A 17,375-nucleotide genomic window follows, 5' to 3' on the forward strand; every position below is an offset into this window, starting at 1 on the left:
AGAAATGATGCTTTCAATTGCAAAAAAAACGTTGTTACCCGTTTTATTGGTGAGTGGATTGGCGGCATGCAGTAGTGGCGGACAAACGGAATCCGCAGCTGGTAATTATCATGTGCTCCAATATGAGTGTGATAGTCAAAATTTCCAGGTCACTCAACTTTCCAGTGAACAAATCCTTTTGCTGATAGATAAGACGGAATATCCGTTGCATCGAGTCCCCTCAGCTTCCGGCGTGCGCTATACCTTGGATGGTGAGTCGCAAACCGATTCTAATATTGAGTTGTTCAGTAAAGGCCGAGAAGGCATGCTGACAATGAATGGTGTCACTGATAAGTCCTGCCGTATGACCACACGTAGTATTCCTAAAGGCTAATGACTAAAAAACTGACCATACTTGATATCGCGAAACTATCGGGAGTCGGCAAATCGACCGTCTCTCGAGTGTTGACCAATGACCCTAAAGTTAAGCCTGAGACTCGCGAAAAGGTAGAGCAGGTGATCGCGGAGCATGGTTATGTTCCGTCAAAATCGGCTCAGTCTATGCGAGGTGGTGGAGCTCAGAACGTGATTGGTGTGATCATTTCTCGACTGGATTCCCCTTCTGAAAACAAAGCCGTCAGCAGCATGCTTAATGTACTCTATGCGGCAGGCTATGACGTTGTGATTATGGAAAGCCAGTTCGATCCGGTGAAAACTAATGAACATCTTAACGTGTTGCGAAAGCGAAATGTGGATGGGGTAATAGTTTTTGGTTTTACCGAGTTGGATCTGGATGCCGTGGCAGATTGGGATGAAAAGGTAGTTGTGATTGCGATGGATACCGATCGAGTGTCGTCGATCAATTACGACAATGCCGGTTTGATCCACGCGGTTCTCAATAAGCTTAAAGATCAAGGCGTGAGTGATCTGGCGTTTATTGGTGTAGATCCTGAAGATAAAACTACAGGCTTAGCTCGTTTAAACGCTTATCAAGTTTGGTGTGAAGAGCAGCAATTGCCGGCTCGGTTTCGTACCGGAGCACTTCATCATGAGAGTGCATACTCACTAGTGGATGATGTGGTGAGTGATTCCCTGCAAGCCATTGTCTGCGCGAGCGATACTCTAGCACTGGGCACCATTAAGCGCTTACAAGAGTTAGGAAGAGAGGACATTATTGTCACGGGTATTGGTGGCAATGAATTGTTGTCATTTTTATTCCCAAATATCTACAGTATTGATCCTGGCTATCATCAAGCAGGTGAAAAAGCAGCTAACCTATTGATTAAGCAGTTGAAAGGCGACGCTGTCGTCTCTCATCTCACACAAGAAGCTGTGTAAAAACGGCTTCTACTCTGTCTTCTCATCCTTTTCTTTTGATGCATTTCTCTACAATTATTGTGATCACTCTCAATTAATGGGAATGTTCCCATTTACGTTTTTTTCTCGTATGTCACACTGCATTTAGATTTTTGGGAATGTTCCCATTGGCGCATTGCGGTATTATTAATACAACGAGACACATGGACGTTTGTTATCCAACGTCTCTATATCAGTAAAAAGGTGTACATACGATGAGCAAGATAGCGAAGCAAGACATTGCAGCCATCATCGAAGGGGTAGGCGGAGCCGACAACATTGCCAGTGTGAGTCACTGCTTAACTCGTCTGAGATTTGTTCTTAACGACACAGAAAAAGCAGATAAATCAGCACTGGAAAGCTTAAAGGTTGTTAAGGGCTGTTTTACCAATGCTGGCCAATTCCAAGTCGTAATTGGTACTGAAGTCGATGAAGTATACAAGCTACTTATTGACATGGCGGGAAAGAAAGCTGCATCAAAAGATGATGCCAAACTGGCTGCTCGCCAAAATATGAATATTCTCGAGCGTGGTATTTCGCATTTAGCCGAAATTTTTGTTCCTCTTTTACCTGCGATTATCACTGGTGGTCTGATTCTTGGTTTTCGAAATGTCATTGGCGACATTCGCATGTTCGATGGCAAGACGCTGGTTGAAATCAGCCAGTTCTGGGCCACGGTTCACTCGTTCTTATGGTTAATTGGTGAAGCAATCTTCTTCTTCCTGCCTGTTGGTGTGTGTTGGTCGACAGTGAAAAAACTGGGAGGCACACCTATTCTGGGTATTACTCTGGGTGTGACCTTGGTGTCGCCACAACTAATGAATGCCTACTTAATCGGTAAGCAGGTTCCTGAAGTCTGGGACTTTGGTTTATTCGTGATAGAGAAAGTGGGCTATCAAGCTCAGGTCATTCCAGCGATGTTAGCCGGTGTTGCGTTGGCCTTTATCGAAACGAACCTTAAACGTATTGTTCCAAGTTACCTGTATCTGGTTGTGGTGCCTTTCGTTTCAATCATTCTATCTGTGATTTTAGCGCACGCACTTATTGGTCCTTTTGGTCGCGTGCTGGGTGACGGTGTTGCATTTGCAGCGAAAGCTGCGATGACGGGTGACTTCGCGGTTCTTGGTTCTATGGTATTTGGCTTTCTATACGCACCACTTGTGATAACGGGTATCCACCACACGACTAACGCCGTTGACTTACAGCTTATGCAAGACCTTGGCGGTACGCCAATCTGGCCTTTGATTGCTTTGTCAAACATTGCTCAAGCTTCTGCAGTTGTCGGTATCATCATTATTAGTAAGCGCGAAGGCGAACGAGATATTTCAGTTCCTGCTGCTATCTCTGCGTACTTAGGGGTAACAGAGCCTGCAATGTACGGTATTAACTTGAAATACAAATTCCCGATGTTGAGCGCCATGATTGGTAGTGCGCTTGCTGCAGCGATTTGTGGTAGTGCTGGTGTAATGGCGAATGGTATTGGTGTTGGTGGTCTACCGGGTATTCTTTCCATCCAACCTCAGTACTGGACGGTATATCTAATGGCGATGCTAGTAGCTATGGCGGTGCCAATTATCCTAACCCTGTTCCTGTATAAACGCGCTCAGTCAAAAGGTGATCTAGAGCTTGCAAGCGCGTAACTCCCCCATTAGTGGCTCAATTTGAGCCACTGTTTTCTTTTTGTTTCTTTTGTAATGGTAAGTGAGATTGAAATCGATGAGTCAACAAGCTCAACAAGACTGGTGGAAAACCGCCACTATTTATCAAATCTATCCGAAGAGTTTTTGTGATAGCGGCAACAAAGGTATGGGGGATATCAAAGGCATTACCTCAAAGCTAGATTACCTTGATCAGCTTGGTGTTGATGCTATCTGGTTAACACCAGTGTATGCCTCTCCAATGATTGATAACGGTTACGATATTGCTGACTATTACGCTATTAACCCTGATTTTGGCACCATGCAAGATTTTGATGAGCTACTAGAGCAAGCTCATCAAATGGGGATTCGTATTATCATGGATATCGTAGTGAACCATACGTCAACACAGCATGAATGGTTCCAGGCGGCTCTTGGTGATAAGCAAAGTCCTTATCGTGATTATTATATTTGGAAACCTGGTCGTGATGGGCAAGCCCCAAACAACTGGCAATCTAAATTTGGTGGCTCTGCATGGGCACTAGATGAAGCCACAAACGAATACTATTTGCATTTGTTTGCCAAAGAGCAGGCCGATCTGAACTGGGAGAACCCTGCTGTTCGAGACGACGTGAAACGTGTGATTGAGTTTTGGGCGCAAAAAGGAGTCGATGGATTTAGGTTAGACGTCATTAACCTGATTTCAAAGCAGCAAGATTTTGCAGATGATCATATTGGTGATGGCCGTCGCTTTTACACGGATGGCCCTAGAGTGCATGAATATCTACAAGAGATCAGCGAAGCGGTATTCCAAAAGTATGGTTCAGTGACGGTCGGTGAGATGTCTTCGACAACGCTAGAGCATTGCCTGCAATACAGCGCGTTAGATAGCAAAGAGCTGTCGATGGTGTTTAACTTTCATCACTTGAAAGTTGATTATCCAAATGGAGAGAAGTGGACTAAAGCGGATTTTGACTTTGCCCAGCTCAAGCAAATTTTCAACCATTGGCAAACGGGTCTGAATGGCAAAGGTTGGGGAGCACTGTTTTGGTGTAACCATGACCAGCCACGTATTGTGAGCCGCTTGGGGAATGATACCCGCTACCACAATAAGTCGGCGAAAATGCTCGCAGCATCCGTCCATTTATTGCAGGGAACGCCATACATATTCCAAGGCGAAGAGATTGGTATGACTAACCCAGGCTTTACTGAGCTTGCTCAGTATCGTGATGTGGAAAGTTTGAATATGTACAAACTAATGGTTGAAGAGGGCACAACGTCTCATGATGAGATGATGGCGATTTTGCAGCAAAAATCTCGTGATAACTCTCGTACGCCGATGCAGTGGGATGGCAGTGTTAATGCTGGCTTTACTTCAGGAACACCTTGGATTGGAGTCTCTGAAAACTACTCGCAGATCAATGCTCAGGCAGCACTTCAAGACGAACAATCCGTGTTCTACTTCTACAAGGAGCTTATCGCTCTTCGCAAAACGGTGCCTGTGATAACCGATGGTAGTTATACTGATTTGTTCCCGGAGCATGAACAGGTGCATGGATATCTGCGAGAAAACGCTGAAACCATGTTGCTATGCCTGAATAATTATTTTGGGCAGGAGACTCAGGTCACTCTACCTGAATCTTTCGTTGCGCTCACTGGACAACGAGTCTTGAGCAACTACGGCCTAGAACGCAAAGTAACGTTTGAGAAAAAAGTAGTCATGAAGCCGTATGAGACGGTAGCTATTTTGATTAATAAGTAACGAGCAATGCCCTTCGCCGAACTGAGAGTAAAGCGAAGGGCATTGGTATTAACCGTAGGTCACCACGTAGCGGGTAGGCTTATGGTTCATAGCTAGAACAAGGTTCAGCATCACTGCACCCAAGATGGAGATCATAATGACGCTCGGAGAGACAAAGAAGAATGAAGCGACTAGGATCGAGCAATCTATTGCCATTTGAGTTTTGCCAACTGAAATACCAAATTTATCTTGAATAAACAGGCAAAGCACATTGAACCCACCAAGACTTGAGCGATGTCTGAATAGAATCAGCATGCCGAGCCCCATCAGCAAGCCGCCAGCAATAGCACAATAAATATCGTTAATCTGATCCAGTGACACGACACGGTACATGTTATCTGTGATAACAGAGACCAACGCCCCCGAAATAGCACTACTCGCGGCAAAACGTTTACCAAAGCGTTTCCATGCTAACAGATAGAACGGGCTATTGAAGGCAAAATACAAGGTACCGAAAGAAACTGGCACAAACTGGCTTACAAGAAGCGCTAGACCTGTGGTACCGCCAGTTAATAGTTGAGCCGACTGAAGAAAGAAAATACCTTGGGCAACAATAAATGTACCAGTCAGTATTGCTATCCAATCTTCTCTACGTGAGTGTTTTTGCATCAGTTCAAAATTCTTCTTAGTAATAATCGCCGCAATAGTATTGAAAAGATGATCTTTTCGGTAGCTTGAAGGCGAAATTTGCGGTAAACCTATGTAATTCAAATTTTACACTGTGTAAATGGAATTATTGACACTTAGTGTACACATTGTCGTACTAATTCAGGCGCCCATGATGATACCTAAGGTTCACTATGAGAAAACTGCATGAGAAATTTCTAATTTTCTCTTTATGACCTAGATCAAATTATGTATGATGCAAGTCATCAAATGTGGTGACGAAAACGTTTGCTTTTGGTCATTGTGTGGTTTTTTTGAAACTTTCAGAACAATCTGAGTCAGGAGATACAGATGCTTAAGCGTGATATGAACATCGCTGATTACGATGCGGAGCTATTTGCAGCTATTCAAGAAGAAACCCTTCGTCAAGAAGAGCACATCGAGCTTATCGCTTCGGAAAACTACACCAGCCCTCGCGTAATGGAAGCGCAAGGCTCTCAGCTAACTAACAAATATGCTGAAGGTTATCCGGGCAAGCGCTACTACGGTGGTTGTGAATACGTCGATAAAGCGGAAGCACTAGCGATTGACCGTGCGTGTGAGCTATTTGGTTGTGAGTATGCGAACGTTCAGCCTCACTCTGGCTCTCAAGCGAACAGTGCCGTGTACATGGCTCTACTTAACCCAGGCGATACAGTATTAGGTATGAGCTTGGCTCATGGTGGTCACCTTACTCACGGTTCTCCAGTTAACTTCTCTGGTAAGCACTACAACGTAATTCCTTACGGTATCGATGAAGCTGGTCAAATCAACTATGACGAGATGGAACAGCTAGCACTTGAGCACAAGCCAAAAATGATCATTGGTGGTTTCTCTGCGTATAGCCAGATCGTAGACTGGGCTCGTATGCGTGAAATTGCGGATAAAGTCGACGCGTATCTGTTTGTTGATATGGCGCACGTTGCAGGTCTTATTGCAGCTGGTGTTTATCCAACGCCTGTTCCTCATGCACACGTTGTGACGACCACAACACACAAAACATTAGCGGGTCCTCGCGGTGGTCTAATCCTGTCTAATGCAGGTGAAGACATGTACAAGAAGCTAAACTCAGCTGTTTTCCCTGGTGGTCAAGGTGGTCCTTTGATGCATGTTATCGCTGGTAAAGCAGTAGCATTCAAAGAAGCAATGGAGCCTGAGTTTAAAGAGTACCAAGCTCGCGTAGTTAAGAACGCAAAAGCGATGGTTGCTCAGTTCCAAGAGCGCGGCTACAAGATTGTGTCTAACGGAACTGAGAACCACCTGTTCCTTGTTGACCTAATCGACAAAGATATTACAGGTAAAGAAGCGGATGCAGCCCTAGGTGCAGCGAACATTACTGTAAACAAAAACTCAGTACCTAATGACCCACGCAGCCCATTCGTAACGTCTGGTATCCGTGTTGGTTCTCCAGCGATTACCCGCCGTGGTTTTACTGAAGCAGAGGCGACTGAGCTTGCTAACTGGATGTGTGATGTTTTAGACAACATCAATGATGAATCAGTGATTGAAGCGACAAAAGCTAAAGTACTAGAGATCTGTAAGCGTCTACCTGTTTACGCTTAATAGGTTTATCTAAGAAATAATAAAAGCGAGCTATGAGCTCGCTTTTTTGATCTTGTATTCGTTTGAAAAGTAAACGCTGGCTACTTATTGATATTCAGTAAAGTTCCAGATTTACACTTGAACGAATAGTACTTGCGACTTTCACTAAATTGCCCCAAGCCTTCACCATTACAGTAATCAATATTAATGTCACGCATGATATCCAGCGTTTTCTCGCTGTTCAGTGCGAATTTAGCGCCGTCTTTACAAACGATACGAACTCGGCCATCGTCGCTCACCGAGTACAGATTTACCTCGGTATTACACAGTTCAAATGACGCCTCTAAGTAGTTGTCTTGTTGAGTATTCTGCGCACAACCACCAATAACAGTAGCGGCTAAAATAGGCAGACCAACTTTAAGTAACTTCATGCTACATCCTTGATTGAATAATATTTTTCTTTAAGCCTACCTAAATATAGCGAAAATGCGAGTATGAGAATGTCATCTTGGCGATTTTTCTTAAAAAAACACGGATGGCTCTTAGAGCGAATCCGTGTTTAATAAGAAACCACAAATGGAATTACTTAATTTCTACGCCTTGAGCCTGTAGGTCCGCATGATAAGAAGAACGAACAAATGGGCCACATGCCGCGTGAGTAAAGCCAAGTTCCAGCGCAATATCTTTTAGCTCATCAAACTCAGAAGGCGGAACGTAGCGTTCTACAGGTAAGTGGTGACGGCTTGGCGCAAGGTACTGGCCTAACGTTAGCATGGTAACGCCGTGCTCACGAAGGTCTTTCAATACCTCCACGATTTCTTCTTTCGTTTCACCCAAGCCCATCATTAAGCCCGACTTTGTTGGTACGTCAGGGTGCATCTCTTTAAACTTCTTAAGCAGTTGTAGCGACCACTTGTAGTTTGCACCTGGACGAGCTTTACGATATAGGCGAGGAGCGGTCTCTAGGTTGTGGTTGAAGACATCTGGTGGGTTGTCTTTCATTGCCTCAAGCGCAACATCCATACGGCCACGGAAATCTGGAACTAAGGTTTCAATACGGATTTCCGGGTTAAGTGCTCGGATTTCGCGGTTACAGTCAGCAAAGTGTGTCGCACCACCATCACGAAGATCATCGCGGTCAACAGAAGTCACTACAACATACTTCAGCTTCATGTCTTTGATTGTTTGCGCCAGCTTTTTAGGTTCACCGGCTTCTGGAGCGTTGGGGCGACCATGGGCAACATCGCAGAATGGGCAACGACGAGTACAGATTGCGCCAAGAATCATGAATGTTGCTGTACCGTGGTTGAAGCATTCAGCTAAGTTAGGACAGGATGCTTCTTCACAAACAGAGTGCAGGTCATTTTTACGCATTGCAGATTTGATATCTTGAATACGTTGGCTGTCTGCAGGGAGTTTGATCTTCATCCACTCTGGTTTACGAAGGATCTCTTTCTGCTCGGTAGGCATGTTCTTAACTGGAATCAATGCCATTTTGTCAGCGTCACGGTACTTAACGCCTTTTTCCATTTGGATAGGTTTGCTCATCGTCTTATGCTTCTTCGCTGAATTCTACTTGCTCGTAATCAAGTATTGTTATGAGTGCTTTGATTAATTGGTCTTCTACGACGGACACTTGCTGTGGACCGCCCAACTGGCTGACCTGAACCATTTCCATTCCGGCATAGCCGCAAGGATTAATTCTTAAAAAGGGAGTGAGATCCATATTGACGTTCAACGCCAGTCCATGGAAAGAGCATCCTTTTCTGATGCGTAAGCCCAATGAACATACTTTTTTATTGTCAACATAGACGCCAGGTGCGTCGGGTCTCGCAGCCGATTCGATATTGTATTCTTTTAGCGTTTGAATAACGAGGTCTTCGATATGAGTAACCAGTTCACGAACGCCCAGTTTTTTACGACGGAGATTGATTAAGAAATAGGCCACTAGCTGGCCTGGACCATGATAGGTGACTTGGCCACCACGGTCACTTTGTACAACGGGAATATCACCAGTGTTAAGTAGATGCTCGGCTTTGCCTGCTTGACCTTGCGTAAACACAGGGTTGTGTTCAACTAACCAAACTTCGTCGCGCGTTTGTTCTGTGCGATTATCAGTAAACTCATGCATCGCTTTCCAGACAGGCTCATAGTCCTTTCTACCAAGCTTTTTTACAACTAGTTGATTTTCCACCAATCACTCCGCTGCCACTTAATAAAGTATTCGCATTATAAACATGTTGGTGGTTTTGAACTACCAATAAATAACGAATTCTTAACGACTGAATCACTATTAAGTGCTAGGTTTTTGAAATATAAAAAGAAAGCAGCCTGAGCTGCTTTCAAAAAAAATTTAAAGTTTAAAATTTTTATAGAACCATGCGAACAATATCGATTTCACCAAGTTCTTTATACAAGGTCTCTACTTGCTCGATAGACGTTGCAGTGATGTTGATCGATACGGCATGGTAGTTGCCTTTTGCACTTGGTTTGATAGTTGGGCTGTAATCCCCTGGCGCGTGGCGCTGGATTACTTCCACTACCTTTTCAGGAAGTTCTGGCTTAGCGTAACCCATCACTTTGAATGTAAAAGAGCAAGGGAACTCTAGTAGGTCTTTGAGTTTTGCATCAGAGTTGATGGTCAACATATTAGGGACTCCAAAAATACCAATTCGTTATAACGATGCGAATAGTAATGCCTTATGTGGATGATCTCAAGCCAACAAAAAGTAAAGCCGCATTGTGCGGCTTTACGGAAACTTGATTACTTTTAATTCTAGAGTTCGATTATTAGAACAAGCTCTTGAAAAGTAATACGATGTAATCCCATAGACGACTGAATAGGCTACCTTCTTGAACATCTTCAAGTGCAAGTAGTGGGTATTCAGCAACATCTTCGCCGTCTAGTTGATAGTATAGCTTACCAACGACATCGCCTTTAGATATTGGTGCTTCAAGCTGTTTTTCAAGTACGAAACTAGCTTTTAGGTTTTTCGCTTGGCCGCGTGGGAGTGTGACGAAGGTATCTTGGTCAACACCTAGTGCTACAGCGTCTTTGTCACCCATCCAGACTTTTTCTTCTACGAAGGTTTCGTCGGCTTTATGTGGATTCACTGTTTCGAAGAAACGGAAGCCATAGCTCAACAGCTTTTTACTTTCAGATTTACGTGCATTGGCGCTCTTAGTGCCCATAACTACGGCAACTAAACGCATCTTACCTTCAGTTGCTGAGCTTACTAAGTTATAACCAGCTTGGCTTGTGTGGCCAGTTTTAATGCCATCAACGTTCATGCTCTTATCCCACAATAAGCCATTACGGTTATATTGGGTAATGCCGTTGTAGGTGAATTTTTTCTCTGAGTAAATACGGTACTCATCTGGAACGTCGCGGATCAGTGCACGACCAAGTAGCGCTAAATCGTAAGGCGTAGAATATAGGTTCGGGTTATCCAAGCCGTGAACGTTGGCGAAGTGTGAATTGTTCATGCCGATAGACTTAGCCCACGCATTCATTAGATCGACAAACGCGTCTTCTGAACCTGCGATATGCTCAGCCATTGCTACACATGCATCATTACCTGATTGAATAATGATGCCTTTGTTAAGCTCTTCAACGGTTACCTTTGTGCCAACTTCGATAAACATCTTCGATGAATCAGGGAAGTTCTTTGCCCAAGCGTTTTTACTGATGGTAACTTCATCTTCTGGAGTGATGTTGCCACGCTTCAGTTCTTGGCCGATAACGTAGCTGGTCATCATTTTTGTCAGGCTAGCCGGGTGAAGTTGAGTGTTCATCTCTTTTTCAGCTAGGACTTTACCTGAGTTGTAGTCCATCAAAACGAAGCCTTTCGCTGCGATTTGAGGTGCATCCGGCATAACAACAGGCGCCGCAGAAGCAGAAGTTGCTGCTAAAGTTGCGGTAAGAGCAATGGAAGTTAGAAGTTTCATAGAAGGTTTATTCTTATTCATTTGAATACAATTTTTGTTTGTTGTCCGTATATTAACAGAACGGTCTGGGCAAACTAGATAGCTTACACTAAGTAACAACCGTTATTTATGTCAATGATGTTTACATTTTTTTGACGAAAGCTGAGGAGTAGCCAATCTTTTTCACTTGTTCGAGAACATCTTGAGTCTGCTTGTAGTCTTTGAAAGGACCAAGCATTAGACGGTAGTTGCTATTTACAGGTGCTAGAAATGTGTCCACTGATAGCTTTTGACCGAGTTCTTTCGATAAAGTTTCGACGCGATCCTTATGTGGAGATGCGGCAACTTGAATGGTGTACTCTGGGTGTTTGTCTACTTTATGTTGGCTGGTGGAGCGTTCGACAATGATTACTTCAATCTCGACATTGGCGGTACCTGTCTTAATGACATCGAGTTTCTTTGCCGCCGCATAGCTCAAATCAATGATTCGCCCTTCGTGAAAAGGACCTCGATCATTGACGCGAACGATGGTTTCTTTGCCATTGTCTAAATTGGTGACCTTAACATAGCTTGGTAAAGGCAAGGTTTTATGGGCAGCTGACATAGAATACATGTCATACACTTCACCATTCGACGTCAGATGACCATGAAATTTTTTCCCATACCACGAAGCCTGTCCGCGCTCTTTAAATCCGGTTGGATCTTTAATCACCTTGTAGCTGTTTCCTCGCAAGGTGTAGTTCTTGTTACCGCCTAAGCTATAAGGTTCATATTTAGGTTGAGCACCTTCAATATGGTCAACAGAGATAGGACTTGAAGGAGCTACATCATCGCTTAACTCATAGCGACTGTCTGACGACGAACAACCAGCAAGAGCGACCAATCCCACAGTAAAGCAAAGCAATGTTTGGTAGTGACGGTGACGGATAGAAAATCGATTCATTACGTTGCCTTTGAAAATGCCTTTCTGTGCGTATGGATAGACATTAAGATGCCGAAACCAGCCATTAACGTCACCATGGAGGTGCCGCCATAACTGACAAGAGGTAGAGGTACGCCTACTACAGGTAATATACCGCTTACCATACCAATATTTACGAAAACGTAAACAAAAAAGCTAAGTACAATGCTGCCTGCCATCATTCTACCGAATGCGGTTTGTGCTGAACTGGCTAAATATAAGCCACGGCCAATAATAAACAGATAGAGGGCAAGCAATAATAAAATGCCTATCATGCCCCATTCTTCGGCGATAACTGCAAAAATAAAGTCAGTATGTCGTTCTGGAATAAATTCAAGCTGTGATTGAGTGCCTTGCATCCAGCCTTTGCCTGTAATCCCACCGGAACCAATGGCGATCTTACTTTGGATAATATGATAACCTGCACCGAGTGGATCTGATTCTGGGTCGAACAAGGTTCTGACACGGACTTTTTGGTACTCACGCATCAAAAAGAACCATAACACAGGGATAAAGGCTCCAAGTGCTACAACCGCACTAATAATGATTTTCCAACTGATACCGGCAAGGAAGATTACGAAAATACCAGAAGCGGCAATTAGTATGGATGTACCTAAGTCGGGTTGTTTCGCAATCAGAATGGTTGGTACAAATACCATTACTAAAGACATCACTAAAGTCTGGAAAGTGATGGGAAGTGAACGCTTACCTATGTATCGTGCGACCATTAAAGGCACGGCAAGTTTCAGAAGTTCTGAAGGTTGAAAGCGAACAAAACCTAAATTGAGCCACCTCTGCGCTCCCTTAGATGCTTCACCAAAAAACAATACTCCGAGTAGCAATAGTACCCCAACAAAGAACATGATTGGAGCAAGTGACTCGTAGGTTCTCGGGGAGAATTGTGCGAGCACAATCATAACAACGAGGGCGAGAACCATACGCATAGCTTGTCTGTCCATCATGGCCAAACTCTGCCCACTTGCACTGTACATAACGACTAGGCCAAAGGCCATTAAAGCCAGAATACCTAATAGCAGTGGCAAATCGATATGGAAGCGTTCGAATAGAACTCTATTTTGTCCTGTTGATGGATCAAATCTCATTCTTCTTCACTCTTTTCGTCTCGAAGGGCCAAATCAAACAGCTGACGTGCTACAGGTGCGCCATTAGAAGAACCACCGCCGGCGTTTTCTAGTACAACAGTCACAACTACCTTTGGATCTTTGAAAGGTGCAAACCCCGTGAATAGTGCGTGGTCTTTTAGGTGCTCTTCCAGTTCCTCAGCGTTGTACTCCTGGTCTTGAGCCAAGCTAAACACCTGTGCTGTACCGGACTTACCACCCGACTGATAAGGCATGTTCTTAAAGGCGCGGCGAGCAGTACCTTTGACGCCATGGTTAACCAATCGCATTCCTTCGAGTGCGATGTCCCAGTAGCTCTCTTTCACTCCGGTAATCGGCGGGCGAGAGTCAACTTCAGCCATTGTTTGGTGTTCAAAACTATCACCATTATCGATAGTGGCACGTAATAGGTGTGGAGATAAAACTTCTCCATGATTAACCAGTACGGAGGTAGCTTTGGCTATTTGCATTGGCGTTGCAGTCCAATAACCTTGTCCAATGCCTACAGGAATCGTATCACCTTGATACCATGGCGTGCGATGACGAGCCATTTTCCATTCCCGTGTCGGCATATTCGCTTTACTTTCTTCATAGATATCAATGCCGGTATAGTCACCAAAACCAAACATCATCATCCACTTAGATAGTCTATCAATGCCCATATCATAGGCGATTTGATAGAAGAAAGTATCCACGGATTCTTCAATGGCTTTAAGGATATTGACTTTACCGTGTCCCCAACGTAACCAATCACGGAAGGGACGCGTTTTCGAGTTTGGAATTCGCCAATACCCAGGGTCATTACGCGTGGTTTGAGGCGTAATGACGCCTTCTTGGAGTGCCCCAACCGCAATAAAAGGTTTTACCGTTGATGCTGGTGGATAAATACCAAGCGTTGCACGGTTCACCAGTGGACGGTTTTTATCTTCCAAAAGGGCTTTATAAGCTTTACTTGAAATACCATTTACAAAGGCGTTAGGGTCATAACTAGGGCTAGACACCATTGCGAGTACGCCATTGTCATTTGGATCTAGGACAATCGCAGAGCCGCGTCTTCCTGCTAACAGCTTATGAACTTTAAGTTGTAGTTTGATATCGAGGTTCAGCACGATATCTTTGCCCGGAATTGGCGGAACAAACTTTAAGGTACGCAGTACTCGACCACGACTGTTTACTTCAACTTCTTGATAACCTGCGGTGCCGTGTAGAATTTCTTCGTAGTAACGTTCGATGCCTAACTTACCAATGTCACGAGTAGCTTGGTAATTCGCGTCTCTTTCTTCTCTGACGAGACGACGCATATCACGATCGTTTATTCGTGATACGTAGCCAATAACATGCGTCAGTACATCGCCAAATGGGTAATAACGCTTCAGGTTTGCCGCTATTTCTACGCCAGGGAACTTATGTTGATTAACGGAGAAAACAGCAACTTGCTCTTCGGTTAATTGAGTAAGAAGAGGGATAGATTTGAATCGGCGAGTACGTTTTCGGTCTCGTTCAAATGCTTCAATACGTTCTTCGGGGATATCTAAAAACTTACGCAGCCCAGCAATAGTTTCATCCATGTTCTTCACCTTTTCAGGGGTGATTTCTAGGTTGAAGACCGGACGGTTCTCTGCCAGTAGGATGCCATTTCTGTCATAGATAAGGCCGCGATTTGGCGCGATTGGTACGACTTTAATGCGGTTATCATTAGAGCGAGTCTTGTAGTCTTGATACTGATTAACCTGAATATTATAAAGGTTTGCAACAAGTACTAGCATCATGGCAATGATAAATACGAATGCAACGACAGCACGGCTTTTGAACAGCCGCGCTTCTGCCTGATGGTCCCGTATCTGGCTACGTTTACGTCTCATAACTTGTTGGCTTACTCTCTATGGTAAGGATGGTTTGCAGTAATTGACCAAGCGCGATAGAGGCTTTCCGCCATGACAATTCTCACGAGAGGGTGGGGTAGCGTTAGCGCTGAAAGTGACCAGCTTTGATCAGCTGCGGCTTTACAAGCTGGTGCCAGACCTTCTGGACCACCAATCAAAATAGAGACGTCGCGCCCATCTAGCTTCCAGCTCTCGAGTTGCTCAGCAAGTTGAGGGGTATCCCATTTCTTACCTGGAATATCTAATGTCACAATACGGTTTCCTTTAGGAACCGCCGCTAACATCGCTTCGCCCTCTTTTTGTAAGATACGTGCAATATCAGCATTTTTGCCTCGCTTTCCCGCGACAATTTCCACCAGTTCAAGTGGCATATCATGAGGGAAACGACGCTTGTATTCTTGAAAGCCTTCTTCGACCCATTTCGGCATTTTTGTACCGACAGCGATGAGTTGGAGTTTCAATGTATTAGCTCCAAAGCTTTTCTAATTGGTAAAGGTCACGGTGCTGTTCCTGCATGACATGCAGCATGGTTGAACCCATATCGAGAACCACCCACTCACCTTCTTGCTCGCCGTCAACGCCGAGAGGTTCCATACCAGCTTTCTTCACTTCAGAAGCAACATGATCGGCAATTGAAATTACATGTCTTTTTGACGTACCCGTACAGACAATCATAAAATCAGTCACGCTAGACTTCCCTTCAACATCAATCGTTACGATGTCTTGTGCTTTCATATCGTCGGCTTTGTCGGCTAGAAATAGTTTCAATTCTTCGCGTTGCAAAAGTTTTTCCTCGTTGTTCTTAATTAAGTTGAGCCTCAGGCTCAATTGACCTGCAATTATACCACGAAATTATGGATGTAAAGACAGGCTGCTGTCAGTAGCACTCAGGTTGAGCGTTAGCTGGTGTAGAAAGGGCCACGGGCTCAACTCGTATTGGGTCTTTACTTGGACCTCGATTGAAGCGAGTAGTTGCATGGCTTGTTTAAGTCGTATTGCGGTAAGGCGCTGCAGAGCAGCGCTATAGAGTGGTTTTTTATTTTGCCACACTCTAAAGCTATCAAAGACTTGGTTAAGCGAAGATTGAGTCAACATCTGTTGCATTTTGATGAGCTGTTGAAGCTCTTTTTGAATCGAACGCAACAAAATAACGGCTTCTATTCCTTCTGCTTCAAGTTGTAAGAGAATTCGATTCGCTCGTTTTGGTTTACCTTCTAAGATCGCGTCTATCCAGTGGAACACTGTAAAATGGTTATGACGGCTTAGAGACTCTTGAACACGGAGCAGGTTGAGTTGGCCATCAGGATAGAGCAATGACAGCTTCTCTAAGCTTTGAGAAAGAGCAAACAGGTTTCCCTCATGCCACTGACATAGGAGCTGTATCGCTTCACCGTCAGGCTTAAGTCCTGAGGCATTGCATCGCCTCATTACCCATTGAGGGAGGTGTTTGACATCAGGGGCAGCGCAGCTCACCAAACAGCCATTTAGAGCCTTGAACCATTTTGCCGACTCTTGAGCCCTCGTCAGCTTAGCCCCAGTGATGATAACAACAATGTCTTCATGCAAGTGAGACGATATTTCTAACAACTGTTTGGCGATAGCAGCGTTAATACCAGACTCAGGGATAGATAGTTCTATAATTTGCTTAGATGAAAACAGGCTAAGTGCTTGTGTGCAATCATAGACATCATTCCAATCCAGTGAACTGTCCACGGAGAAACGGTGATGTTCTTCAAATCCTAATTGTCGAGTATGACGAATGATCGAGTCTCGACTTTCTTGGACAAATAGCGGTTCATTACCAAAAATAAGATAGCAGCCATACCACTGACGGTTCAGTGTTTCTGCAAGGCGGTCAGCAAATACTCTCACGCTAATTGGCCGTTATGATTGGGTGTTTTGGCTAGTTGATGCTGGCTCAGTAGTATTCAACATTTCTAACTCATGCTCCTCGATTTCAGCTTTGAGTCGTGCCATTTGACGCATCATTTGCTGAGCTGAGAACTCGCGCATTTCATCTTCAAGCAGCTTACGTTCGGCAGACTTTGCTAGTGCCGATAGCGGGTTATCCAAGTAGCTGCGTGTCATTGTTGCAGTAAAATCTTTGCTACCGACATCGGGAATTGAAACTCGATAATTAACATCATAGACAATTTCTTTTTCGGCCGCGCGAGTGTTTTGATAGAGGGATAATGTCCTGTCGGTGATTTGCTCACTGATTATGTGTAAGTTTGGAATGTCTTTACGAGGTTCAACCAATTCAATTTGACTGAGGCGTAACTGCTCTTTTACTAATCGAGTGATCTTACTGTATTGGTCAAAACTGGTGACAGACATTTCTTTTATATCTTCAGGGACAGTGTATTCGCCTCTGAGTTGGAAACCACATGCGCTGAGCAGAGTAGTGAGTAGGATTACGAAACTAATTTGTGAAAATTTGGTTTTAAATAGGCGCATAGTGCTCGCAGACTCTGTTAAAAAGGCTTATGTAAGTTTCATTAGGCAGTGAACTTAAATAAGACT

At 44.2% G+C, this 17,375-nt stretch carries 18 protein-coding genes; 5 read left to right on the top strand and 13 right to left on the bottom strand.

Annotated elements, in window-relative coordinates; all coding sequences use genetic code 11:
- Positions 1 to 4: 4 nt before the first annotated feature.
- The 4 genes from MMA19_RS14925 (at position 5) to treC (ending at position 4,734) form a co-directional block, all read left to right on the top strand.
- The gene (locus MMA19_RS14925) at positions 5 to 373 is read left to right on the top strand and encodes an MliC family protein (RefSeq protein WP_051867818.1); all 369 of its coding nucleotides are present in this window, start codon (positions 5 to 7) and stop codon (positions 371 to 373) included.
- On the top strand, positions 373 to 1,317 hold the full coding sequence (gene treR / locus MMA19_RS14930; RefSeq protein WP_062456959.1) for a trehalose operon repressor TreR: 945 nt from the start codon (positions 373 to 375) through the stop codon (positions 1,315 to 1,317). The genes MMA19_RS14925 and treR overlap by 1 nt, the downstream gene beginning before the upstream one ends.
- A 233-nt stretch (positions 1,318 to 1,550) precedes the next feature.
- Positions 1,551 to 2,975 (top strand): PTS trehalose transporter subunit IIBC, encoded by a 1,425-nt coding sequence (treB, locus tag MMA19_RS14935; protein ID WP_240206547.1) that lies wholly within the window; start codon positions 1,551 to 1,553, stop codon positions 2,973 to 2,975.
- 76 nt (positions 2,976 to 3,051) lie between these two features.
- Positions 3,052 to 4,734 carry an alpha,alpha-phosphotrehalase gene (gene treC, locus MMA19_RS14940; protein ID WP_240206548.1) on the top strand — a complete coding sequence of 561 codons (1,683 nt, stop codon included), beginning with the start codon at positions 3,052 to 3,054 and terminating at the stop codon, positions 4,732 to 4,734.
- 48 nt (positions 4,735 to 4,782) lie between these two features.
- On the opposite strand, the gene MMA19_RS14945 is transcribed toward treC, so the two are convergent.
- Positions 4,783 to 5,382 carry a YitT family protein gene (locus tag MMA19_RS14945; protein ID WP_006075748.1) on the bottom strand — a complete coding sequence of 200 codons (600 nt, stop codon included), beginning with the start codon at positions 5,380 to 5,382 and terminating at the stop codon, positions 4,783 to 4,785.
- 348 nt (positions 5,383 to 5,730) lie between these two features.
- Between MMA19_RS14945 and glyA the strand changes: the two genes are divergently transcribed.
- Complete coding sequence (gene glyA / locus MMA19_RS14950; RefSeq protein ID WP_240206549.1) at positions 5,731 to 6,981, top strand: serine hydroxymethyltransferase; 1,251 nt, start codon at positions 5,731 to 5,733, stop codon at positions 6,979 to 6,981.
- Between the two features lie 80 nt (positions 6,982 to 7,061).
- Here glyA and MMA19_RS14955 read toward each other — a convergent pair whose 3' ends face one another.
- The 12 genes from MMA19_RS14955 to lptE all read right to left on the bottom strand — a co-directional run bounded on the left by MMA19_RS14955 (position 7,062) and on the right by lptE (position 17,309).
- A complete protein-coding gene (locus MMA19_RS14955; protein ID WP_031493179.1) occupies positions 7,062 to 7,391 on the bottom strand; it encodes a hypothetical protein in 330 nt (109 codons plus the stop codon).
- Positions 7,392 to 7,542: 151 nt separating this feature from the next.
- Positions 7,543 to 8,508 carry a lipoyl synthase gene (gene lipA / locus MMA19_RS14960; RefSeq protein ID WP_062456972.1) on the bottom strand — a complete coding sequence of 322 codons (966 nt, stop codon included), beginning with the start codon at positions 8,506 to 8,508 and terminating at the stop codon, positions 7,543 to 7,545.
- Positions 8,509 to 8,512: 4 nt separating this feature from the next.
- Positions 8,513 to 9,154 (bottom strand): lipoyl(octanoyl) transferase LipB, encoded by a 642-nt coding sequence (gene lipB, locus MMA19_RS14965; RefSeq protein WP_031493180.1) that lies wholly within the window; start codon positions 9,152 to 9,154, stop codon positions 8,513 to 8,515.
- Between the two features lie 175 nt (positions 9,155 to 9,329).
- Positions 9,330 to 9,608, bottom strand: coding sequence for a DUF493 family protein YbeD (ybeD, locus tag MMA19_RS14970; protein WP_031493181.1), 279 nt, complete (start codon positions 9,606 to 9,608; stop codon positions 9,330 to 9,332).
- A gap of 142 nt (positions 9,609 to 9,750) precedes the next feature.
- Entirely contained in the window at positions 9,751 to 10,929 is a 1,179-nt protein-coding gene (locus MMA19_RS14975) for a serine hydrolase (RefSeq protein WP_031493182.1), read from the bottom strand.
- A gap of 100 nt (positions 10,930 to 11,029) precedes the next feature.
- Entirely contained in the window at positions 11,030 to 11,830 is an 801-nt protein-coding gene (locus MMA19_RS14980) for a septal ring lytic transglycosylase RlpA family protein (RefSeq protein ID WP_038225413.1), read from the bottom strand.
- Complete coding sequence (gene rodA, locus MMA19_RS14985; RefSeq protein ID WP_062456979.1) at positions 11,830 to 12,951, bottom strand: rod shape-determining protein RodA; 1,122 nt, start codon at positions 12,949 to 12,951, stop codon at positions 11,830 to 11,832. The genes MMA19_RS14980 and rodA overlap by 1 nt, the downstream gene beginning before the upstream one ends.
- Positions 12,948 to 14,831 carry a penicillin-binding protein 2 gene (gene mrdA / locus MMA19_RS14990; RefSeq protein ID WP_006075609.1) on the bottom strand — a complete coding sequence of 628 codons (1,884 nt, stop codon included), beginning with the start codon at positions 14,829 to 14,831 and terminating at the stop codon, positions 12,948 to 12,950. The genes rodA and mrdA overlap by 4 nt, the downstream gene beginning before the upstream one ends.
- 11 nt (positions 14,832 to 14,842) lie before the next feature.
- Entirely contained in the window at positions 14,843 to 15,313 is a 471-nt protein-coding gene (gene rlmH / locus MMA19_RS14995; RefSeq protein WP_006075610.1) for a 23S rRNA (pseudouridine(1915)-N(3))-methyltransferase RlmH, read from the bottom strand.
- A 4-nt stretch (positions 15,314 to 15,317) separates the two neighbouring features.
- On the bottom strand, positions 15,318 to 15,635 hold the full coding sequence (rsfS, locus tag MMA19_RS15000; protein WP_006075611.1) for a ribosome silencing factor: 318 nt from the start codon (positions 15,633 to 15,635) through the stop codon (positions 15,318 to 15,320).
- A gap of 69 nt (positions 15,636 to 15,704) precedes the next feature.
- On the bottom strand, positions 15,705 to 16,724 hold the full coding sequence (gene holA, locus MMA19_RS15005) for a DNA polymerase III subunit delta (RefSeq protein ID WP_240206550.1): 1,020 nt from the start codon (positions 16,722 to 16,724) through the stop codon (positions 15,705 to 15,707).
- Between the two features lie 12 nt (positions 16,725 to 16,736).
- A complete protein-coding gene (lptE, locus tag MMA19_RS15010) occupies positions 16,737 to 17,309 on the bottom strand; it encodes an LPS assembly lipoprotein LptE (protein ID WP_038225409.1) in 573 nt (190 codons plus the stop codon).
- Positions 17,310 to 17,375 lie beyond the last annotated feature (66 nt).

This window comes from Vibrio sp. CyArs1 (assembly GCF_022432925.1).
Lineage (GTDB): Bacteria > Pseudomonadota > Gammaproteobacteria > Enterobacterales > Vibrionaceae > Vibrio > Vibrio mediterranei.